22 protein-coding genes are annotated in these 23,178 nt (G+C 37.0%); 4 read left to right on the top strand and 18 right to left on the bottom strand.

The window, feature by feature from the left end:
- Positions 1-27 precede the first annotated feature (27 nt).
- The 11 genes from EG342_RS18125 to EG342_RS18075 form a co-directional block, all read right to left on the bottom strand.
- Positions 28-1,152 carry an ABC transporter permease gene (locus EG342_RS18125; RefSeq protein ID WP_103292403.1) on the bottom strand — a complete coding sequence of 375 codons (1,125 nt, stop codon included), beginning with the start codon at positions 1,150-1,152 and terminating at the stop codon, positions 28-30.
- Positions 1,149-2,255 carry an ABC transporter permease gene (locus tag EG342_RS18120; RefSeq protein WP_103292404.1) on the bottom strand — a complete coding sequence of 369 codons (1,107 nt, stop codon included), beginning with the start codon at positions 2,253-2,255 and terminating at the stop codon, positions 1,149-1,151. Before EG342_RS18120 ends, EG342_RS18125 begins: the two co-directional genes overlap by 4 nt.
- A 46-nt stretch (positions 2,256-2,301) precedes the next feature.
- Complete coding sequence (locus tag EG342_RS18115; protein ID WP_103292405.1) at positions 2,302-3,045, bottom strand: ABC transporter ATP-binding protein; 744 nt, start codon at positions 3,043-3,045, stop codon at positions 2,302-2,304.
- Positions 3,035-3,976 (bottom strand): ABC transporter ATP-binding protein, encoded by a 942-nt coding sequence (locus EG342_RS18110; RefSeq protein ID WP_103292406.1) that lies wholly within the window; start codon positions 3,974-3,976, stop codon positions 3,035-3,037. The genes EG342_RS18115 and EG342_RS18110 overlap by 11 nt, the downstream gene beginning before the upstream one ends.
- A 19-nt stretch (positions 3,977-3,995) precedes the next feature.
- Positions 3,996-4,925, bottom strand: a complete 930-nt coding sequence (locus EG342_RS18105) for an HlyD family secretion protein (RefSeq protein ID WP_103292407.1) — start codon at positions 4,923-4,925, stop codon at positions 3,996-3,998.
- A 15-nt stretch (positions 4,926-4,940) separates the two neighbouring features.
- Entirely contained in the window at positions 4,941-6,230 is a 1,290-nt protein-coding gene (locus EG342_RS18100) for a TolC family protein (RefSeq protein ID WP_103292408.1), read from the bottom strand.
- A gap of 92 nt (positions 6,231-6,322) precedes the next feature.
- Positions 6,323-6,949 carry a TetR/AcrR family transcriptional regulator gene (locus EG342_RS18095; RefSeq protein WP_103292409.1) on the bottom strand — a complete coding sequence of 209 codons (627 nt, stop codon included), beginning with the start codon at positions 6,947-6,949 and terminating at the stop codon, positions 6,323-6,325.
- Between the two features lie 243 nt (positions 6,950-7,192).
- The gene (locus EG342_RS18090; protein WP_103292410.1) at positions 7,193-8,515 is read right to left on the bottom strand and encodes a phosphatidylserine decarboxylase family protein; all 1,323 of its coding nucleotides are present in this window, start codon (positions 8,513-8,515) and stop codon (positions 7,193-7,195) included.
- A gap of 219 nt (positions 8,516-8,734) precedes the next feature.
- Positions 8,735-10,129: an alkaline phosphatase gene (locus tag EG342_RS18085; RefSeq protein ID WP_103292411.1), complete on the bottom strand. Its 1,395-nt coding sequence runs from the start codon at positions 10,127-10,129 to the stop codon at positions 8,735-8,737.
- Positions 10,130-10,214: 85 nt separating this feature from the next.
- Complete coding sequence (locus EG342_RS18080) at positions 10,215-11,417, bottom strand: GTP-binding protein (protein WP_103292412.1); 1,203 nt, start codon at positions 11,415-11,417, stop codon at positions 10,215-10,217.
- Between the two features lie 8 nt (positions 11,418-11,425).
- Positions 11,426-11,764 (bottom strand): MerC domain-containing protein, encoded by a 339-nt coding sequence (locus EG342_RS18075; RefSeq protein WP_103292413.1) that lies wholly within the window; start codon positions 11,762-11,764, stop codon positions 11,426-11,428.
- An 88-nt stretch (positions 11,765-11,852) separates the two neighbouring features.
- Between EG342_RS18075 and EG342_RS18070 the strand changes: the two genes are divergently transcribed.
- Entirely contained in the window at positions 11,853-12,248 is a 396-nt protein-coding gene (locus tag EG342_RS18070; RefSeq protein ID WP_103292414.1) for a Fur family transcriptional regulator, read from the top strand.
- Between the two features lie 119 nt (positions 12,249-12,367).
- On the opposite strand, the gene EG342_RS18065 is transcribed toward EG342_RS18070, so the two are convergent.
- Positions 12,368-12,805 (bottom strand): hypothetical protein, encoded by a 438-nt coding sequence (locus EG342_RS18065; protein ID WP_103292415.1) that lies wholly within the window; start codon positions 12,803-12,805, stop codon positions 12,368-12,370.
- Between the two features lie 165 nt (positions 12,806-12,970).
- Between EG342_RS18065 and EG342_RS18060 the strand changes: the two genes are divergently transcribed.
- Positions 12,971-14,047: an alpha/beta hydrolase gene (locus EG342_RS18060; protein WP_213083889.1), complete on the top strand. Its 1,077-nt coding sequence runs from the start codon at positions 12,971-12,973 to the stop codon at positions 14,045-14,047.
- 25 nt (positions 14,048-14,072) lie between these two features.
- On the opposite strand, the gene EG342_RS18055 is transcribed toward EG342_RS18060, so the two are convergent.
- Positions 14,073-14,576, bottom strand: coding sequence for a GNAT family N-acetyltransferase (locus tag EG342_RS18055; RefSeq protein WP_103292417.1), 504 nt, complete (start codon positions 14,574-14,576; stop codon positions 14,073-14,075).
- A gap of 159 nt (positions 14,577-14,735) precedes the next feature.
- On the opposite strand from EG342_RS18055, the gene EG342_RS18050 reads away from it, so the two are divergent.
- Positions 14,736-15,230, top strand: coding sequence for a hypothetical protein (locus EG342_RS18050; RefSeq protein ID WP_103292418.1), 495 nt, complete (start codon positions 14,736-14,738; stop codon positions 15,228-15,230).
- 276 nt (positions 15,231-15,506) lie between these two features.
- Here EG342_RS18050 and EG342_RS18045 read toward each other — a convergent pair whose 3' ends face one another.
- The 3 genes from EG342_RS18045 to EG342_RS18035 all read right to left on the bottom strand — a co-directional run bounded on the left by EG342_RS18045 (position 15,507) and on the right by EG342_RS18035 (position 17,481).
- A complete protein-coding gene (locus tag EG342_RS18045) occupies positions 15,507-15,971 on the bottom strand; it encodes an NUDIX hydrolase (protein ID WP_103292419.1) in 465 nt (154 codons plus the stop codon).
- A gap of 74 nt (positions 15,972-16,045) precedes the next feature.
- Entirely contained in the window at positions 16,046-16,657 is a 612-nt protein-coding gene (locus EG342_RS18040; RefSeq protein WP_103292420.1) for a hypothetical protein, read from the bottom strand.
- A gap of 38 nt (positions 16,658-16,695) precedes the next feature.
- The gene (locus tag EG342_RS18035) at positions 16,696-17,481 is read right to left on the bottom strand and encodes a hypothetical protein (protein WP_103292665.1); all 786 of its coding nucleotides are present in this window, start codon (positions 17,479-17,481) and stop codon (positions 16,696-16,698) included.
- Positions 17,482-18,151: 670 nt separating this feature from the next.
- Between EG342_RS18035 and EG342_RS18030 the strand changes: the two genes are divergently transcribed.
- Positions 18,152-18,637, top strand: a complete 486-nt coding sequence (locus EG342_RS18030) for a DoxX family protein (RefSeq protein WP_103292422.1) — start codon at positions 18,152-18,154, stop codon at positions 18,635-18,637.
- Between the two features lie 63 nt (positions 18,638-18,700).
- Here EG342_RS18030 and EG342_RS18025 read toward each other — a convergent pair whose 3' ends face one another.
- Positions 18,701-20,218: a TSUP family transporter gene (locus tag EG342_RS18025; RefSeq protein ID WP_103292423.1), complete on the bottom strand. Its 1,518-nt coding sequence runs from the start codon at positions 20,216-20,218 to the stop codon at positions 18,701-18,703.
- Between the two features lie 5 nt (positions 20,219-20,223).
- Complete coding sequence (locus EG342_RS18020; protein ID WP_103292424.1) at positions 20,224-23,100, bottom strand: TonB-dependent receptor; 2,877 nt, start codon at positions 23,098-23,100, stop codon at positions 20,224-20,226.
- Between the last annotated feature and the right edge of the window lie 78 nt (positions 23,101-23,178).

Raw genomic sequence — 23,178 nt, 5'->3', positions numbered from 1 at the left:
TTGAACAGCTATTTAAGACGTTCTTAGTTAACTTGTTTTTCTATAGTTGAAAATCGCGAGACCATTCAACACAACTGCGAATCCGATCAGATAAAAGAATTCATTTTTTACTTCGGAAAAACGGCTTCCTTTCAATACAATTAATCTTACGACTTTAATAAAATGTGTTACCGGAGTGAAGTTTGACATTATTATTGCCCAGTCGGGCATACTTTCGGTATTGGTGAAAAAGCCACTCATAAGCATGAAAATCATCATAAAGAAAAATGCAATGAACATGGCTTGTAATTGTGTATCAGCAAAGGTAGAAATCAATAGACCCAATCCCAGTAAAGCGATCAGGTAAACGGCAGCAAATGTGTATAGCGTAAGCAAGCTTCCTTCCGGAAAAATGCCATAAATTACATACATGACAATTAATCCAATGGTGAAAACAGTCATTCCTACAATCCAGAAAGGAATAAGTTTTCCGAGAATAAACTGCCATTTTTTGATAGGTGTTACATTGATCTGTTCAATGGTTCCGATTTCTTTTTCCTTTACGATATTGAGAGCGGTGATGAAGCCTCCGATCAGAGTAAGCAGCAATACGAGAATTCCGGGTACCATATAGTATTTGTACTCTGCTCTCGGGTTGTACCAATTGGAATTTTCAATATTGATTTTTGCCGGACGAACAGTTACAGTACCGTTGGGAGATTTAATGTTAACATCCAGGTTTGTATTAAAATCAGCAAGAACTGAAAGAAGATAACTGCCTCCAACCGAAGATTTTGTCCCGTTGATTGCATCTACAGAGAGATTGATTTTCTGGCTTCCTTCACGTACGAGATTACGCTCAAAACCCGGTGAAATTTCTAATACAACATCAGCCGTGCCTTCTTCAATCATTTTTAACCCTTCTTTATATGAATTTGGACCTCCTGCGAGTTTAAAATACCCTGAAGAGATAATTTTATAAATAAGCTTTTGAGAGTAGCTACTGTGGTCATGGTCAATATAGACAATATTGATATTTTTCACTTCAAAATTTGCGGCCAGTGGCATAATGATCAGCTGAACCGTAGGCATCACAAACATCATCGCCAGAATAATTTTATCCCTGAAAATCTGACGAAACTCTTTCTTTAATATAAATCTCATTGTTTTCATGACAAGCGGATTTTAAATTTCTTTAAAGCAAGAGTCAGTAAGCCCGCAGACATAGCTAATAAGACAAGGGTTTCTTTCCACACATAGCTGAAACCAAGGCCTTTCAACATGACCGATTTTACAATGTCGTAATAATACCTTGACGGAAGAATTCTTGAAATTACCTGAAAAATCCAGGGCATATTTTCGATAGGAAACATAAAACCTGTTAACAGCAAAGTAGGCAGCATCATCCCCATCATGGAAATCAGCATAGCCGTTTGTTGTGAATTGGTAAGATTGGAAATCAGCAATCCTAAGGAAAGGCAGGTAATGATAAACAAAATGCTTTCTGCAAACAATAAAATAAGGCTGCCACGTATTTCTACGTTGAGAAGATAAACTGAAAGCAACAGAATAATAATAAAATTAACCAAAGAAAGAACCAGATAAGGAATTGCTTTTGCAATTAAAACCATAACGGGTTTAAAAGGTGAAACCAACAGTATTTCCATGGTTCCCATTTCCTTTTCCCGAACAACGGCAACGGATGTTAAAGCAGTACTGACAATCATGAATATTAAGGCAATAACCCCCGGAATAAAGTTCAGGGAGCCGTTCTGCTCTTCATTAAAAAGCTGCCGGACTTCAGGGATGATCTGATACGAAGGTTTTAATGCAGGATTAAGCTGCTGCTGATAATCCGAAATCATAGCATTCAGGTAATTGGTAAGAATGGTTGCTGTGTTCGGGTCTGAAGCATCTGCTATGATTTGAATGCTGGCTCCTTTGCTATTGTAAAGATCTGAACCGAAGTTAACGGGAAATACGACAGCACATTTTATACTTCCTTCTCTGAATTTTTTCTCGATATCAGGATAGTTTAATACTGGTTTCTGCATTTCAAAATAGGGGCTGGATTTAATTTTAGAAATAATCTGTTCTGATTGTACATCATGAGCATTATCCAGTACGGCAATACCAATATTTTTAACCTCACTACTCAATGCGTAGCCAAAAAGAATGATCTGTACAACGGGAAGACCAAAGAGGATCAACAATGTTCTGCGATCCCTGAATACATGATAGAATTCTTTTCTGATGAATACTAATAATTGTTTCATTTTATTCGTTTTGTGCTAACTGTTGCCGCTTTGTATATGATTTATATTAATCTCCTGATCTTTTTGCTCCCCTTGCCAGCTCGTAAAATACTTCATCCATAGAATATACATTGAATTGCTTTTTCAGGTTTGAAGGTGTATCTATGGCTTCTACCCTGCCGTCAACCATCACTGAAATCCGGCTGCAGTATTCTGCTTCATCCATATAATGAGTGGTAACAAAAACGGTAATTCCGTCTGCTGCTGCTTTGTAAATCATATCCCAGAACTGGCGTCTTGTAATAGGATCCACCCCTCCTGTGGGTTCATCAAGAAATACAATTTTGGGCCTGTGAAAAATAGCAACAGAGAAAGCCAGCTTTTGTTTCCATCCGAGTGGTAAAGCACCAACAAGTTTTTTCGCTTCATTTTCAAGACCTAATGTGGAAACCAGCTCAGCACTTCTTATTTTTATGTCAGAGCGGGAAACACCATATACGCCGCCATAAAATTCAATATTTTCGAGGATAGTAAGGTTGTCGTATAATGAGAATTTCTGGCTCATATAGCCAATATTTTTTTTGATTTGTTCCTGCTGCTTATACACATTGAAACCGGCTACAGAGGCTGTTCCTGAGGTTGGATAAGATAATCCGCAAAGAATTCGCATTGCGGTTGTTTTACCGGCTCCGTTGGCCCCCAGAAAACCAAAAATTTCTCCCTGATCGACCTCAAAAGAAATGGCATCAACAGCTTTAAAGTCACCAAACTGCTTGGTAAGGTCTTTACAAATAATGGCTTTATTCTCCATGAGTATTTTCTGTTATACCTTTTTGTTCATGCATCAGCCGAATGAAGCTATCTTCAATGGTTGGTGTAATTTTCTTTATTTCCAATTCTTCAGGTTGATATTGAGACGCAATATCTCTGACTGTTTGTTCATTTCCTTGCCTGTCTGACAGAGTAAGGTGAAGATATTCTCCGAATGCATAACAGCTTTCAATAGCCGGATCTGTACGCAGATTTTCCAACAATTTGTAAATGTTTTTACTTTTAGCTCCAAAAAGAGTTTTAGGAAAACTTTTTACAATAGTTTCAGGTTCATCTACAGACATTATTTTCCCATTCTGAATCAAGGCAATGCGGTCACAGAGTTTAGCCTCATCCATATAAGGTGTTGATACCACAATGGAGATGTTTTGATCTTTGAGTTTCCCAAGCATATCCCAGAATTCCTTTCGGGAAACGACATCGACTCCAGTGGTAGGTTCGTCGAGAAATAATACCTCAGGTTTGTGAATCAGGGCGCAGCATAAAGCCAGTTTCTGTTTCATTCCGCCGGAGAGCTTACCTGCCCTCCGGTTGCTGAACGGTTTAATCTGTTCATAAATATCTTTTATCAGATCATAATTCTCTTCGATGGAAGTTTCAAAAATGGCTGCAAAGAAATTCAAATTTTCAGCTACGGTAAGATCCTGATATAACGAGAATTTCCCAGGCATATATCCTACTTTATTTCTTATGATCTGATAGTCTTTTACAACATCGTGTCCTTCCACACTTGCTGTTCCGCTATCAGCTAATAAAAGTGTAGTTAGAACCCGGAATAGAGAAGTTTTTCCGGCACCATCCGGTCCGATAAGTCCAAAGAGTTCTCCTTTCTTTACTTCAAAAGAAACATCATCAACAGCTTTCACACCATTGTAGGTTTTGATTATATTTTTTGCAACAACAGAAAACATTTTTTATTTTTTTATAGTATTAAAAGATGGTTTCCCCGTACATCCCTATTTTCAGATAACCATCATTCTTTACTTTTATTTTGATGGCATAGACCAGATTGGCTCTTTCATCTTTGGTTTGAATAGTTTTGGGAGAGAATTCAGATTTGTTTGAAATCCAGGTTATGGTTCCCGGATATTCCTTATATCCTTTTTCACCTTGATCGATTCTTACCTTTACATGCTGGTTTAATTTTATTTGAGGGAGTTGTGTTCCGGTAATATAAGCCCTAAGATCCAAAGTGCTGATATTTGCTATTTTATATAAGGGTTTTCCAACGACCTGCATTTCCCCCTTTAAAGCGTAATTGACAAGTACAGTTCCATCAATAGGGTTGATAATCCGGCCTTTATTGATCTGCTCCTGAAACTGGGCTGCTGTTTTTTCCAAAGGTGCTTTCTCACTTAAGATGCTTCGGTTTTGCGTGCTGTTGTTCGAATTATTCACAAAGAGCTGCTGTTGTGTAACAGCGATTTGTTTTTTCAGCTGTACAATTGCTGCATCTATATCATCGAGTTGTTTACGGGTTGCAGCATCTGCTTTTACCAGATTGGCCGTCCGGATACGTTCATGGAGCTGTTGATCCAGTTGTGCTTCCTGTACCGCCAGTTGTTTTTTTACCAAAAGATCCTGTTCGCTGGTATTGCTTGTCTTTTGCTGCAATGCGCTGATGGTGGCTTCTGCCTGTTCTTTTTGGAGCTCTGCAATTTTGACATCAATTTGCCCAACCGTAGCATTTGCTTTGAGCAAGGCTCCTTCCTGAACAGAATAAGAAATTAATTCACCGGTTTGCTGTGCAGAAACAATGACTTCATCGGCTTCAAAGTTCCCCGAAGCATCAAAGTTGTCCTTTTGTTTACATGCAATTAATAAGATGAAAGTACTTAATATGATGGTGGCTTTTTTCATAGGATTCGTTGATTATTAATTTCCGGATATGAATTTCTGATTATATTTTGCCTGCAATAACTGGATCTGATGAAGAACCATGGTCTGTGCAGCAAGATGTTCGGTATTGAGCTTCTGAATATATTCATGAGTGGTAATCACGCCGTTGGCCAGCTGAGCTTCAGCAGATTTTGTAACAGACCGGCGAAGGTTGATAACTGTTTCATCCTGTTTTAATAACTCATTATATTTTTTAACGTCTTCATTTTGTTGAGACAAATCCATTTTGGTAGTAAACAGAAATGTTTCCCGATCCGTATCTACAGCTTTTCTGTTAAGCTCTAATATTGATTTCTTATTGGAAGAAGTGTATAAACTTTCCAGTGACCAGCTGAACCGTAGTCCGGTAATAAACCAGGGTCCGAATTTATTTTCAATGATGTTAAGAGTGGGCCGTCCATAGGCTCCCTGAAAGAATGCACTGACTTTGGGCAGAAGGTCTGATTTCAACTGCTGTTCCTGCACATTGTAGATTGATTTTTGAAGGTCAAATGCTTTCAGTTCAGGTCTGTTAATGTCCGAAGATAAAAGTTCCTGATCGGGAGATTCAAGTTCTGAAGAACCGGAAATATTCTGACCAATAAAAACGGCAAGCATTGTAAGATAAGCCTTACGATTGGAGCTATATTCCGTGTCGGTCATTTCAGTATTGACTACTTCTGCTTTTAATTCATCTACATTACTTCGGTAGGCGGTTCCGTATTGTAAAGCCGCTTCGGCTTTTTGAACCTGTGTCTCCAAACTGTTTTTTTTAATTTGATTTTGCTTTAGCTGAGCATCCATTAAAAGAATAGAGAAAAACAAAGTATTGATTTTTTGTCTCAGGGCATACAGACTGGTTTCTATGTTTTGAGTTTGCAGTTCTGCATTGGCTTTAGTTAATGCTTTCTGATGATGGATTACTCCCCCATCATATAAAATCTGGTCGACTTCTCCCTGTATTTTGTACTGATCTTTGCTTAATGACGGAAGAGATGTACTTATGGGAAGAGAACCCAATACATCTGAAAAACTGATGGTTTGTGACTGATAGGTGGCCTGTCCTGCAAAAGAAATTTGCGGAAGATAGCTTTTATTGGCATTTTCAATGGTATAATCGGCTGTTTTTGTAATGATGCCCAGCTTTTTGATCATAGGATAATTTTCTTTGGCAAGCCGGTAGCATTCTTCCAAAGTCAACTTTGAAGTTTGAGCTTTAAGAGTAATGGAAGGAGCTGTACTCAGGAAGGCAAGAACAATCAAATGTATCTGAATATTTCTACACATAAGAATTGATATTTTTAAGTTAAAAATCAATATCGGTTATCATTATAATGATCGTTTGTTTTAATCATTTGATTAAATAATTGGTAAAAAAATTAGCCTGCGGACATAGTTGCTTTGATCCACATCGGGATGAGTTTTTTACGTTCCAGCATCAGGTTTTCAAATTCTTTATCATTCAATTCATTACTTCCCAGTAACATAGGTTTGGCAATAAAAGGAAATACGGTAAGCCCTAACATATTGATTAAAAAATGCAACGGATTAGATGCTTTAATGATTCCCTTTTCTACAGCTTCCTGATGTTGTTTGAGAAATACAGACGTTTTGATGACTTCTTTTAAAGGGATTCTTTGAAGCAACAGATTAGGATTATTACGAAGTTCACTGATGATAAAGGTTGGAATTTCAGGCTCTTTGATAATCAGATCAATATATCTTCCCACAACTTCCTCTACTTTCTCATCAAGAGTCGTCTTTTTGTTGTTCAGCACGATCAATAAATTTTGAAAAAATCCTGACATTGTTTCTATCATAATGATTTCAAACAATTTGGCCTTACTTCTGAAATAATAATTCAGCAATGCCAGATTGATTCCTGCTTCTTCTGCAATATCTCTTGTTCTGGTTGCGGCAAATCCCTTTTTATAAAACACAATACGGGCAGCATTTTTGATTTTTTCTTCCGTACTGGGATCTATTTTTTTTATTCCCTCTTTCATTTTTATTTTTTTCTATTACAAAGATAAAAACAAAATCGATTCGTTAAACAAATATTTTAATCATTTGATTAAATTTATGTTTTAATTGATAATTAGATACATGCCTTCATTTTTGATACAGCAGACGATTCTGATTTCTTCTATTTTATGGGGGAATAATCTTCATTTTTAACAAAATAAAAAAGGCAGAAAGATAATTTTCTGCCTTATTACAATGTATATGAATTTAAAGTCTTGATTTAATTATTTAACGACTCCGATTCTTGCTTTTAAAGGAATGTTGTAGGTATTCAGGCAAGGAGTTTGACCATGAAAATCAAAATCAATGTTTACGTCAGGTCTGAAAATTAGACAGTGTGTTGAGCCACCAAAGTGGAAAGTACCGATAGGATCTCCTTTTTTCACATATTGGCCTTCTTTAACGGTAATTTCACAGCTGGAAACTTCTGCCATGCCGATGGCCACAAAGCACATCAACCCGATTTTTTCATTATCCGATTTGATGAATATCAGGGCACGGGCTGCTAATTCGGTGATATATCCCTGAGAATCATTAGGTCCTGATGGATCATAGCCTTCAATAGGTGCTTCAGCATAATATGTTCCCGGGACATTTTGGATGGCCACGATCTGACCGTCCACAGGGCTATTCCATCTGTGATAAGTTTTTGCACACAAAAATGCCTGGTACACTGTGCTGTTGTCTCCAAATTGCTGAGCCAGTTCATGATGATTCATGATATCCAGTAAAGAATACGGCTGCCCCTTCATCCAAAATTTATCTTTCATTTTGGCATTGGTAACGCAGTTGTAAGGTGCAGATTCGCAGGCATTGACAATTACTGAAGGATCCTGATCTGCCGGGCTGACCTCACGAATACCGGGATTAAATTCTCTGGTGAAGAAATCATCCCAACTCTTGAAACCGAAGTAAGGTTGATCCGGCTGGCATTGATAATTATAGATAAAATTCTTTAATGCATCCTGAGGATTATTTCCTTTTCCTCTCAATGGATCCATGGCAGCAATAGCTTCTAAAGCGGGCGGAGAAAACCAGCCTACCGGATTGGTGTAATCCGGCTGAGGTTGATGTACAGCACCTTCTACCAACACATATTGTGAAGCCGAAGTTTCAAGGAATGTCTTCCATTCTGCTAATATTTTGCTTAATTTTTCATTCACTACAGGATGCAGAAATGTTAAATACCCTGCCTGAGTTCCCATTGCCCAGTCTACTATAGCATTGATGGGAAAACCAACCAGTCCGATACTGTCTTCGATTGTACTGTAGCAAGGAGCTTCCTGTAAAACCTGATTGATAACAAGCAGCATCGTTTCAAAGTTTTTCACCGGTTCGTTGTATCCTTGCGGGATTTCGTCATACATACTCGTAAAGCTCATGAATAAGATGGGATCATTATATATTGCATCTCTAAGTTCAGCAACAGCGGGATTCAGTGGGAGGTTGCTGTTCTTTGCCTGATTCACTTTTTTCTCTATCCAGCTGTTTAAAAAATCTCTGTCGGAGGGAAGCCATTTCCCTACTCTGTACTTTACGTGGTTCATAAGATGAGTATTTAAAGGTTATTTTTTGTAGTATAAAGTTACTTTTGTTTTTAAAATAATGCAATAGTATTTCTACTCAAAGTGATTTACGTAAAACTACTGATGCTTTTAAAATAAATAATTCCATAGCTCAATACACAAAACAGGATGAATAAAATTCATCCTGCTTCCAAAACCTGTTAAAAATGTAAAAATATGTATGAAAAAAATATTTCCTGTTTATATCTGAGATGCTTTTAACATGAGATCATGAAGATCCGTATTCTTAATAAATGGCTGTAAAAGCTCACTACCAGGGCCATAAGCTGCTACTTCAACATAATCTCCGGAATGGTCCATACTGATCCAGCCTACCGCATTATGTTTTTTCTGAATTTCTGAATACAGCTTGAAAGGCAGCTTCTTATAATTGTAAAGACCTTCCTCCTTTTCAAGACCGTTGTAAAAACTGAGAAGTTGCTTAGCTTCATCATTTTGTAAAGCAATTTTATTTCCTTCGTAGACCCAGTCTGTGATATCTTTTACCGAATAGTCTTTATGAATTTTATTAAGAAGATATTCGTTGGTGTATCGATAATCCGAGATGCTGTTGAAGTTCCTGGTCGCATCATTTCCATAAATAGTTCCCGGATTGGCGTTCCCATGATCGGTAGTAATGATGACCAGAGTATTTCCATCTTTTTCAGCAAAATCGGTCGCTACTTTTACGGCTTCATCAAAGGCAAGCTGGTCATGGATAAGAGCTGCCACATCATTGGCGTGAGCTGACCAGTCTACCTTTCCGCCTTCGATCTGAAGAACAAAGCCGTTTTGATGATCTTTCATTTGATTAATTGCTGCCCTGGCCATCTCAGCTAATGTGGGTGTTTCTTTAAACTCAGAAAGATTTGATCTGTCGATACTATAAGGCAAAGCTCCTGTACTGAAGATTCCCAGTGTTTTCACTCCTTGTTGTATGGTGTTGAGAGCATGACGGTCTTTAAGAATTTGGTAGTTCTTTTTTCTGTACACCGCATAAAGATCTTTTTTGTCTTCTCTTTTTTCGGGGTTAAAAAATTCATCTCCTCCGCCCATGACAACGTCAAGTTCAAGATCAGCATACATTTCTGCAATTTGAGGTTCGGCATTTCTTTGAGCTGAATTAACACAAAATCCTGCCGGTGTTGCGTGGGTAATGGTTACGGTAGTGACGCAACCTGCTTTCTTTCCTGCCTTTTTGAATTTTTGCCAGATAGGCAGGTATTTTTCTCCATTAGCTCCCATATTCAAAACTCCGTTCTTTACTCTTATTCCTCCTCCAAAGGCAGAACTTGCCGCAGCAGAATCTGTTACAATAGAGCTTGCTGAAGCCGTATCCATCAGAGCACGGGATACTTTCCTTTCCTGGTAAAGATTAATCCAATTACTGCCTTTTCCCAATATATTTTTTGAATAAAGATCTGCCATAGAAAGGGTTCCAAGACTCATCCCGTCACTCACCATAAATATGATGTTCTTTGCTTTCCCAAGAGGATTGGGTGTGACTTTATTTTTAGAGCTAAACAATTCAAACGGTGATAAAGTAAGTACACCGGACAATAATGCTGAGCCTTTCAGAAATTTTCTCCTATCCATTTTCTTTAAAAATTTTAGGGCAAGTTATCTTTTTTATCCTTTTATCGTAACTTTGTTGCATTAATAAATAGTTAATTTTCTTTCCTTAAATTTCCTGTGGAAAAGGATCCTGAAAAAATTGTTTCCGACTAAAAAATTCTCTTTCATGATCGCTGATGAGACATTTTTCCAGATCCTCCAACATTTGATCTTTATTTAAATCTTGTCCTATAAAAACAAGTTCGTTGATCCTGTCGCCCCAATCTTTATCCCATCTGCTTTCAATAAATTCCTGATTTTGAATAAATGAGGCATATTGTACCCGATGATTCATCGGCATGCTGCACCACCAGACACCTGCTTTTTCTAACCGGAATGAGCCTCCTGCCTGAGAAAAGTTAAGTGCATCATCAGGTCTTGAAGCCAGCCAGAATAACCCTTTTGCCCTTAAAGTTCCTTCAGGATATCTTTCATTAAGATATTCCCAAAGTCTTGTGGGATGAAAAGGTCTTTTGTTTCTGAAAACCAAGGAACTTATTCCGTATTCTTCTGTTTCCGGATTGTGATGGTCTGCCTGAAGTTCTTTTTGCCAGCCTGCTGAAGCCTGTGCTTTATCAAAATCAAAAAGGTTAGTATTGATGATTTCACGTAAATCAACTTTACTGAATTCAGATTCAATTATTTTAGCCTCAGGATTGAGTTTGTGAAGAGCTGCTTTTAAAAAACCTAAAGCCTCAGAATCAATAAGATCCGTTTTGTTGACAACAATAACATTGGCAAATTCAATCTGATCTGTTAAAAGATTGACAATAGTTCTGTAATCGCCTTCCATATCGATAAGGTCACGGTCTGCCAATAAGTCAGCGGTTCCAAAATCTTTGATAAAATTGAGGCCATCCACCACAGTCACCATGGTATCCACATAGCTGAAACGGGAAAGGTCAATTCCGCTTTCTTCATCAATATAGGTGAAAGTTTGAGCCACCGGAACCGGTTCACTGATCCCGGTACTTTCAATTAACAAATAATCAAAACGGTTTTCTTTTGACAGGCGTTCAACTTCCATCATAAGATCTTCTCTGAGGGTACAGCAAATGCAGCCATTGCTCATTTCTACAAGCTTTTCTTCGGTTCTTGAAAGAGTGTTCTGATTTTCTACCAGGCGTGCATCAATATTGATTTCACTCATATCATTCACAATAACAGCTACTTTTAAGCCTTGCTTATTGTGAAGGATGTGATTGAGTAAAGTGGTTTTTCCGGCTCCGAGGAAACCACTCAGGACAGTCACGGGCAATTTTTCACGCATGATGGTAATTAATGTTTATGATTTTTAAAATTGATAATGTGAGCCGTAATTAATCCTGCAGCTCCGGCATAAATCAGTGGAATATGAATTTCGAATATCAGATCTGTACCTACGGAAATTGAGATCAGCACAATGGAAAGCCAGAATAAACCCTTCAGCCAGCGGTTGGTTATTTGCCTGGTCACTCTGAATACCACTCCAGCTCCGATAAGGAGAAATGCCAGGTCGACATAGGGATTATGCGATATTCCCAACGGGATTACCAGTAATAAGGGAAAAATAATGCAGTGAATAAGGCATAAAACAGCAGCAGAAATTCCTACCGCATCCAGTATTTTTGATTTCATAAAGCAAGGTAATTTGATTTTGTTATCGTAACTTTGTTGCAAAAGTAGAGATTAATTTTTAAATAACGCAACTTTGTTGCATTAAAAAATGAAACAAGTAAGAAATACGCACGCAAAAACCGAAATTTTGAACCTGATTAATGGTTCTGATATTGCCTTAACACATTCTGATATTCAAAAGAAACTGGGAGATTTATGCAACAGGGTGACGATTTACAGAGTACTTGAAAGATTAGAAAACGAAGGCGCGGTCCACAAAATTGTCAATATTGACGGGGTAGTTAATTTTGCAAAATGTAGTGGTAAATGTACTCATGAACAACATTTTCACAATCACGTTCATTTTAATTGTAAGGAATGTCATTCCGTGACATGTATTGAAAATGCTATTCCTGAAATCAGTTTACCGGAACATTTTATTGCTCAGGAATACAATTTTATTATCAGTGGAATTTGTCCGAAGTGTGTAAGTGTTGCTCTGTAATACAACAAATATATGATCATAACTTTGGTGTATGATAACGGGATTTTAAAAGTGTTTTTTTACTTTAGATAAATAATGTAAATAATTGATATTTAATTCATTTCAATTATTTATTTAAGCTATTGATTCTGACGATCTATTTCTTCTTTAATTTTAATCCAATTGATGCTGTCTGCGATAGCAAGCTGCTGGTCAAAGCGTTGTTTCCAGTCTTTTCCCAACGTCTTTTCCATACTTTTGAAATAGATAGCGTTGGAAGATTCATATTGTTTTTTCAACTTTTCAATACTGTCTGTAATTACACAGCCGGCCTCTATTCTGTGGTAGCACAGATTCCATTTTTTAACCAGACTGTCAATGCCATGATAAGCCCTTTCAGGTGGAAGTTCTCCATACCGAAAATCATTCCAGCAAAGAGAATCTTTTTTTTCTTCTGCTTGTTTTGGAGCATCAGGCTTTTTACAGGAAAAAAGAAAGAATAAAAGGCTTGCTACCAGTATTGTGTTGACTATCAAATTCTTTTCACTGTGCCTGGATATTGGAAATAGTTGTACCATTGGATTGAAAGTGTGGTTATTTCTTTTTTAAATGTAATCAAAAATAGTATTGCCACTTTAAAATAAGATCATTTAATCTGAAAAATTTGAGGTTAATTATTAAAATTATATGTTTAACTTGGCTCTTACAATCAGATATTTAGAAAAAAACAGATGAAAAATAAAATGATATCCATCATAATTCTATTATTTTCAATAGTAGTATTGGGACAAAATAATAAACCTTGTGATGAATATGCACAAGCCAGAGAAATTATTAAGGATCTGGATTCAATTGTTACTCCGAATGGTATTCAGGAAAGATATAAAGCAGATATCGGAAATGTAAAACAATGGGTCTATGTTCGCGGTCAAAATAAAGAAAATCCAATTATACTTTTCGTGCATGGAGGGCCGGCATCTCCTTTATCACCGATAATGTGGATGTTTCAGAGACCTATCGAGGAATATTTCACTGTGGTGAATTACGATCAGAGAGCTTCAGGCAAGACGTACAATGCGAATGATACGCTGCGGCTACACAACACCATTACTATTGAACAGTATGTTGATGATGCGATTCAAATGGCTGAATTGATTAAAGAAAAGTATAAAAAGAAGAAAGTCATTCTCATAGGACATAGCTGGGGAACAATAATTTCTATGAAAGCCGCAATGAAGAGACCTGACTTGTTTTATGCCTACGTCGGTATCGGGCAAATCATCAATACCAAAGACAATGAACGCCTGAGCGTTGATTTCGCTGTAAGAGAAGCAACCAGGCTTAAAAATGATACCGCTTTGAAAGAGCTCTCATCTATTGCTCCTTACCCGGGAAATATGCCAATTACCAGACAACGAATTATTATTGCGAGAAAGTGGCCTCAGTATTATGGCGGCCTCACTGCTTTCAGAAACAATTCCAGATACTTTTTCCAGGCTCCGCTGTTATCACCTGAATATTCTTATAACGATGCGGAAGCAATTGGAAAAGGCAGCCAGTTTACCCTATCAAAAGTTCTTCCTGAGTTTCTTGATACTGATTTTAAAAATATTAAAACCTTTCCTATCCCGATTTTCATGTTCATGGGAAGACATGATTATACCACGCCTTCAGACCCTACTTCCCAGTGGTTGCAACAGGTGAAAGCTCCTGCCAAGAAAGGAATCTGGTTTGAAAACTCTGCTCATTTAATTCCTCTCGAAGAACCAGGGAAAATGCTGGTTACTTTGTTGAATGATGTAAAACCAGTCTGCAAATAAAGGCAGTGTAATTGTAAAGGGATTTTTAAACTTCCAGCTGGAAAAGTTCCATAGTCGCATTATGGTAATGGGCGGGAAGTCCTTCTGTATCTGTCATTTTTTTTGGTCCCAGATGAGAAAATCCGCATTTTACGTAATAATCTGTAAGCCTTTGGTTTCCGGCGGTGGTATCCATTCTGACGTACAGTTTATTATTTTCTTTTGCAAATTGCTTTGCCCATTCTACGATTTGTTCTACAAATTTTTTCCCTTTAAAATCAGGATGAGTGGCAATTCTGTGGATATAAATGGAAGGTTCGGCATTTCGATCATCCCAAACCTGATAATCTTCGTATGTAATACTCCAAACACAGGCAATAGAATCATCTACCATAATTTTCCAGTGTCGGTTTTCTTTGATTTCGGCTTCGATCATGTTTCGATCAAATTCCGGCCATTGTACACCGGATATTTTTTTCTTAAAGTCCGAAGCTATTTTATACACTTCAAAAACTTCTCCTATATCTTGTAAGGATGTATTCACTATCATTATTCCGTTCTTATCCCCAAAAATACTGAAAAAATAGCAGATCTCTTCCTGTTATTGTTATTCAGAATGGGTATAAATACCACTCTATTCATGTCATTCCGTTGGGAGAAGTAAATAAAAATACTATTTTTATCGCCCGATAAAAAGAAAAGACTAATTATGCCGACTGACGCTTCTCATAAGCTGATCCCGATGACGACTTTCGTAATTGAATATTATTCAAACGAAGGATATGCCGATCTTCAAATTTTAAATTTGATGAATAATTACGCCAATTTTCTAAAAAAGCCTCTTAGTCTTGGAATGTTTGTTCCTGTTGATGTGCATGGAAACGTCCTGAAAGAACCCAAAAATTATGCTTCATGGAAGTCTCTTGAACATAATGACGGGAAAAGAACTGATACGGCGGGGTTCGAAGAATATACCGAATATCAGAAAGCAGAAGTAAATTGTATGTTTGAAGGCTTTAAAGTAGATTATAACGGATATTCTAAAGTAAGAATCACAGCTTCTTATGATCCTTCAATAGAGTTATCCTTCAATAAAAATGATCTCCTTCCGGCCGGATATAATGATGTGGAATCACTGACCGTTTTTGATGATATTTTTCTGACAACAAGTGCTTTAAAAGCGATCGGAATCAAAAATTTGTAATTTCTGAGTTTAACTGAGTCAAGTCAGAATGTTATTTAAACTCATACTGTTTAGGTTTCACCCAAAGATTTTTATTATATCACTATATTTTAAAGGAGGCAAAGATAGAATCAATGAAGTTGATTCTTTTCAAGCAAGCGTATAATCATATAGTTTCATCAGTGACTTTGTCACCCACTTAGCTTCACCAATTTGAACGTGGTCTTGCATTTTAGAAAAATTAAGAATGCCATTTCGAAACTTAAGAGACAAATCTATATTATTAGTCCCCAGATTTTAATCCTTATTATTAAGTATTTCCTCCAGTTCATTGATTAAAGCTGCCTGTGCAGGGTTAATTCTTTTTTGTGCTTCTTCCGATGCAAACCATTCCCATTGGTTGACTTCAGGAATTTCTATCATTTTACCTGATCTGGGAGGCCACTCTATTTGTGCGGTGTTACTGTAAAGGCCTGAAGTGTCTATATCCTTTTCTAATGCCCATGCATACACGGTTTTGCCGCCTTTTTGCATGACCGGAGATAATTCAAGGAACTCTCCTTCTATGGCTGTTCCTGTTTCCTCGTGAAACTCAATCAGAGCACGTTCCAACAGATCTTCTCCGGGAAGTATTTCTCCTTTGGGAATAGACCATGCTCCCTGTTCTTTGTTTTTCCAGAACGGCCCACCGGGATGTACTAAGAAATAATACAAACTGTCTCTTTCTTTTTTAAAAAGTAAAATACCTGCACTTATTTTCATAGATTCAAGTTTGGTTATTAAATTTATGCAAATTTTTCTACAGGTATTTGGTTGTGTGAAGTTGTATACAAGACTTATTTGACTCCTGAGGTACTAATAAGCTCAAGTTTGTTATTTTTGTAAACATAACTGACCGGTTTACTTTCTCCTTCCGGAAAATGAAATCCGGGTTCTTCCAATCCCTTTACCACTCCATCTTTTATACTTTTAAAAAAAGTTTGTGTTTCTGCCAGATCGCCGCCTCTGTCGAAAGAATACTGATACTGGAGCTGACCGTCCTTATTGATGAAGACAGCATAATGAGCATCCCAGTTGTTTCCTCCATCCCGACCTTCAATAGAAAAAGGCATAATGGCATCATCAACCTGATCTCCATTCAGGTCTCCTATAAGAATTGGGCGTTCTGAATCAAAAATAGAACCGGAAAGATCCTCTTTTATATCAAAAGACAGATCTTTACCAAATTTCTTTGTTTCAGAAGCTTTCTTAAAAGCCAGCAATACCGCCGTAGTATCCACTACGGGTAATTTTGTGTGCTTTGTAGGGTTATCGGGTTCTTTTTCTATACTTGTATTGGTGTGAATCGTATCATGGGTTTTAGCTTCTGAGACGGTTTTCTTTTCTGGTTTACAACCTGTAATCACAGCAATAGCCAGTAATGAAAAATATATTTTATTGAAGTACATATGGTAAAATTAATATATGATTATATAGTGTAAGCTTACTATTTTCCCTCTTTTTCCAGTTCTTCCTGAAATTCAATTAAAGCTTTTGTGGTACCTGATTTTAAGCTTCCGTTCTTTTCTCCTTCTTCCCAGGTTTTGAAAGCTTTCTCCCTTAATCCTAATGTGAAATAATAGCTTCCCAATATGGTATATCCTTCTGGTTCACCAAGATCTATAATTTTTTTGGATAGTGAAATCAATTCAGGGTGTGGTTTTATATTTTTTGACGAAATTTTTACAGGATCTGTTAAAAGGCCCGGAGTATATTGTAGCATTTTTAATCCGAAAAGATTCATACAGGCCTTTGCTAATCCTTTATTACAAAGATCTTCATTGACTTTGGAGGTTTTACCGGAGACTAATGCTTCAAAATCAAGATCTGACCCTGAGGCGCTTTTTGTCTTGTCATAATATTCGGCTAAAAGCTGAGCTTTCTTTTTAGCATCTTCGGGATTACGCCTGTTATTGATTTCCGAACTGTCTTTTTTAGGAGCCCAGACTCCTTTTTCCACCCAATTTGAAATCCCGGTTAGCTTTCCTTTTTTGATTTTGAAAATGAAAATACTCTTGTCAGGATAAACGATCACACTGTCATTTCTTGTAAAATAATCTCCATAATCCATATCGGATATTAAGACTTTTCCGTTTCCATCAAAGTTAAAACTACCATATAGCGTTTTATCATTATTTGCTTTGTAGTATCCTTGTAAAGAATTGTCAGCAACCTGTGCAGATAAAATGTATCCGGCGAAAGATAATGCCATCAAAAATAATTTCTTTTTCATAATTTGTCCCATTCTTTTTGGTATCGAATGTACAAAGCTATTGAATAGAAAGGGGAATTTCAATAGTCAATTTCAGCTATTTTATTCATTTAAACCAGCCATATCCGGAAAATCAGCTATAAATATTTTACTATATTTGTTTCATTGGAAAGGAAAATTACGCATAAACACATTGATTTATTGCATTATATAAAGATAGCAGGTCTGTTTTTAATGCTTTTCCATATATTCATTCAAAAAACAGATTATAGCAGATTCTCCGTAGCAGTTTTAACCATTTTTCATGATTTTCAAACAGATTCTAAGCAGAAATGTAATAAGATCTATCTTGAAGAAAATAATAAGACTCCAATAAAATGTAACAGTAATTATTGTTCTAATTCTTCACTCTTTTTTACTGCTTCTTTTCCTTCTTTTGGTTTTGATAAATTCATTGGTGTAGAAATATTCAATCGTTTCTTTTTATACGATGATCCGCCCTATTCTTCTTATTTTAATTCTATCTGGATTCCTCCAAAAATAAAATCTGATTTTCAATAAGGTGAAATACCACTATTGGAAATCTGACATAGATTAATTTTTCACAAACAATATAAAATGACATGACCTGTTACGGCTCATGGTGCTGCTGTATCATTATGGTTATGTATAAAAATAGAATTTAAAAATAATGAAATCAATACTATTCAACTTCGAAAAAAATACCAACAACATTTATATATTATGTAGAATACTCATTGGATTATTCTTCTTTATTGCAGGATTTAATAAGCTTTTCCATCCTATTTTTCAGGGATATATGTTTAATACCATCAGTACTATAGGATTTCCTTTCCCACAGTTTACCGCTAATTTTACGGCCTTGTTTGAATGTTTGTTCGGATTGTTTTTAATGCTGGGTTTATGGATCCGAATAAGCTCTGTATTTTTAATTATCATTATACTGGTAGCATTATTTACCCATGATTTGAGCTCAATTCCTAAAGAACTTATACCTATTAATCCTGCAACAGGAGTCTACGAAATGGATCCTTTTACATGGCTGAGTTATTTCCTGTATCTGCCACAAACGTTGTACCTTCTGTTTTTGATACTGTTTCTTTTTCAGGGATGTACAGGATTGGGAATTGATACCTATAGAAAGAAAAATATCTGATCCAATAGATCATAATTATTTGAAAAGCTCTCTGTTTTGAGAGCTTTTTTATGACCTGAAATTTTATCGGACTAATGATTTTATAATGGTAATTAGACTCATCGCAATCACGACTATCCCTACTACCACAAACATTTTTTTTGTAGGCAGTTTTGAAGTAAGCATAGCTGAAAACGGAGCTGTAAAAACTCCTCCCAGCAAAAGTCCCAGTACAATATTCCAATGATGGATGCCAATGGTAAAAATGAAAGTAATGGCACTTGTTATGGTCAGTAAAAACTTGGCTACGGTGGAACTGCCGACAACATATCGTGGAATTCTTCCTTCTTTAATCAATGTTCCGGTAACCAAAGGCCCCCAACCGCCGCCTGCAAAAGAATCTATAAAACCACCGATCAATCCCAGTATTCTCAAGTTCGTTCTTCGTTTAGGTTTTCTCTGTGTTGATTTTTTATTTTTGAAAGCATTTTTCAGAATATTTAATCCCAGATATAAGGTATAACAAGCGATGATCGGCTTCACAATATGAGCATAACGTTCACCATAATGAGACAGTGTTAATGCCCCAATGACGGAACCTACGATGGCCAGCGGAAATAATACCCAAACCATTTTTTTATTGACATTTCCAAGTTTGTAATGGCTGAAACTTCCTGCAGCAGTTGTGAAAGATTCCGCAGAATGAATACTGGCACTTACAACCGGTGGTGGTACATTGAGCAACAACAAGATGGTTGTACAGATCACTCCGTATCCCATTCCCATTGATCCTGCAACAATTTCTGCCATAAAACCGGCAAATAGCATCCAATAAAAAATATGACCATCTTTATTCAGAAAATCCTGAATATCATCAAAAAGATTAAATTGATAGACCACAAGTCCGAACACTCCAAAAAGCAGCAAAACACCTATAATCGCCAGATAAATATTGGCCTTTCTCTGCGCTGTTTTAGTAATGCTGATCAGCTTTTCGATTTCCATATCTGGTTTTGACGAACCTTTTTTGTCCGACAGATATTCTGTAGTAATTTTATTGAGTTCTTTAACTTTATAATTAAAATCTCCTGTCAGCTGATTCCTGATACTTTGCATATTGTCGAGTACATCCTCCATTTCATCGGGAATGATCTCAGTAAAAGTTTCTCTTAATCTTTTGGCAATTGTCGGTGACTTTCCATTAGTTGAAATGGCTATTTTAAGATTCCCTTTTCTGACAATGGACCCGAGATAAAAATCACATAAATCCGGTTTATCAGCAACGTTGACCAGAACATTTTTCTGATGGGCTTTTTCTCTGATTTCACCAGCCAGCTCAATGTCATTGACGGCAATAATAGCAAGATCAACAGTATTAAAATCGTCATCGTTGTAAGGTCTCTCATGCAAAGTTATATTGGGAAATTCATTTTGCAGAATTCTAACTTCAGAACTGATTTCCCTAGCCACCAGGGTGATGGAAGTCTCCGGTGAATTTCCAAGAACGGATTCTAATTTTTCAAGAGAAACCTTGCCTCCCCCAATGATAAGCAAGGACAAGGTTTCAAGTTTTAAGAATATGGGATATAGTGAATTACTCATTGTGGTTACAATTTTAAATCATACGTAAAAGCGAGATAATATAAGCCCCCGATTTCAGGGCCGGCAGCATATTGAAAATAGCGTCTGTTCAGCAGATTGGTTGCTCCAATTTTTATATTAGCATGAATTTCAGGTAGTTTCCAGGTAGCCTGTGCGTCAATAGTATAGTAAGCCGGAACTTTTCCCGAAGCTAAAGGACTTTCCCACATAAAACTGTTCTGCCAACGGGCAACAACGGTAAATCCGATGTTTTTAATAATTTCTCTGTTTCCGGCACTGAAATTAACCATCCATTTGGGAGTATTAAAAGCTGTAATAAACAGGTCAGATGTATTATTGGAAGCGAGATCGTTATAAGAAACATTCGCATTGATATTATAATTACTTACTACATTATACCGGATGCCTAATGAAGTCCCGTAGCTTTTATATGTATTGTTACTGTTGGTGTATACTCTGTAGCGATCCTGTTTGCTTCGGTCAAGCATGGCGAGAACAGCGGCATTGCTTCCAACCTGGCTGTTTTTAGGAACTGCGACTTCTACCTGTCCCAGAAATCCTTCATAAATGTTGTAATAAAAATCCCAATCCAGTACGAGTTTATTGTTGAAGAAAACGGATTTATAACCAACCTCAAATGAGTTGATTTTTTCTGGCTGCAGCTTTTGCAAGTTCGCTACGACTAAAAATTGCTTATTGTCCTGAGCGGCCTGGTTTTGGCTTTTTCCGCCATCAACATCGCTATTTACTGCAGACGTGAATTTGTCGATAGAAGCAAGTGTATATGAATTTTCCAGATATCCTAGTCCTTCATTCACTTTTGAAAGCCCGCCTACTCTTCGTACATTGCCATTATTAACGAATGAAAGTGCTTCAAACAGAGAAGGAAACCGGTATCCGTTTTGAAAAGAAGCTCTGAAATTATGTTGATTCACCGGAGAATATACAATACTTATCCTGGGATTCAATTTTGCTTCAAATTCAGGATTTCTGTCAATGCGCAAAGCTGCATTTAATTTTAATTTATCCCCAAAAAATAGCTTGGTAATCTGTGCAAAGGCCCCGTATTTCTGGTAAATTACATCCTTTCCGAAAGTTCCATTAGCTAAAGGAATATTTCTCGCATTCACCGGCCGATTAAAATCAACGAAATTATTCCCGTCAGGAGTTATACTGTACAGGCGATAATCGATCCCGGCAAGAAGGTTAAATATTTTCACAAATCGACTGAGGTCATACGTCAGTTCGCCTTGATAAAAACGGGATTTTTGCTCTAGTTTGGCGCCACCTGTTGCCGGAGCACCCGCAATTCCTGCATTTGCAGAATCCCAGTTATTGATCCCAATAATGGTATTTTTTAATTGTTCAAAGGCCGTACTTCCAGGTAATACCCTATTTTTATCGGCTTCCTGACGGGCAAGAATAAATGCCTGATTGAGGTCTGTTCCTGAATTAATATTATTTTGTAAAGTAGTTTGAAAGATATTTTTCCAATTGTTATTGGAAAGGTTAGTGAGATCAAGATTATCAGCCAACGGTTTCAGGTTATAAGAATCTCCTGTATTTTCAATCGACACGTAAGCTCTGAAAGTCAATTCTTTGCCCGTCAGTTCAACCTTATGATTCTGAACAGTAGCATTCTGTAAACGAATTTTATTTCCTCTCTGGAAAGTTCCGTCCAATAATCCATAACGGTATACATAAGATGCTTTCCATTGATCTCCGAAGCGATAATACAATCCTGCATCAAACTTGATATTTTTTACTTCAGGATTTACGAGATCTTTTTCGAAATATCCTGTCCTGGAGACATTAAAAGTTGTGGGTTTTCCATTATAATCTACTTTTACGGCCATCCTGTTATTTCTTTCATCTCCATATTTGTTCCACAGGTCTTCAGCAGGATTTGAGGTTAACGGATAATTAGGATTGGCAGTAATGAGTGAATTTGGATTCTGATCAGTTTGATTGTTGGAGATCCAGTCTACTCCGGTGAAATAAGAGGCATTAACTTTCACTGCCCAGTTTTTATTAAAAACTTTCGCAAACCGGATGGCACTTTCTCCCAAAGAACTCATCTTGTGATTGATATGATCAACATGGTTGACACCACCCCGGAAATAGACGCTGAGTCCTTCAGAAGTGAAAGGATCTTTGGTTTGAAGACTGGCTAAACCGTTAATAGCATTCATCCCATACAATGCAGAGGCTGCTCCCGGTGTCACTTCCATAGATTGAATATCCAGCTCTGTAGGGCCGATGGCATTTCCTAGCGGCACTCCTAATGTTGCCGATTGAACGTCTACCCCATCTACCAACTGCATAAACCGGAAATTATTGGGAGAATTGAAACCTCTGGAGTTAGGGATTTTTAAAGTAAGACTGGAGGTCAGCAACTGCAACCCTTTTACATTTTCCAGGGTTTCATAAAAGGATGCTGCAGGACTTTCCCTGATTGTTTTGATATCTATTTTCTCAATAGCTATGGGTGATCGTAGTATTTTCTCAGGAACTCTTGATGCTGAAATAACCACGGCATCAATAATGGTATTTTGAGGATTAAGGGCAATGGTTATTTTATTGGAAGAAGAAAGAACTTCAACAGTCTGGCTGGTAAAACCCTCTTTATTAATAACTATCCGGAACGGAATAGTAACTCTTGTCCTTATTTTAAAATTTCCCTGTAGATCAGTGAATGTATTGTCTTCTGTGTTTTCGATCTGCACCTTTACAGAATCAAGGCCTTTGCGGGTACCCGTATTTTTGATGATCCCACTTAATTCGATAAGCTGCTGCTGAGCTTCCGCCAGATTAAAAAATAGAAATGTAAATGCAATAATACTTGCTTTAGGTAGAAAATTTCCCTGTTTTTTGTTTTTCATTTTTCTTCATTTTTAGGTTAAGAATGAAGCTGTCTGAATTTTTATATCAAATATTTTCGACCACAAAGTCATCAATGC

Origin of the sequence: Chryseobacterium lactis (assembly GCF_003815875.1) — a bacterium.
GTDB classification, from domain to species: domain Bacteria; phylum Bacteroidota; class Bacteroidia; order Flavobacteriales; family Weeksellaceae; genus Chryseobacterium; species Chryseobacterium lactis.
Note: the sequence above shows the minus strand (reverse complement) of the source record. Positions and strands in the feature narration are given on the sequence as shown.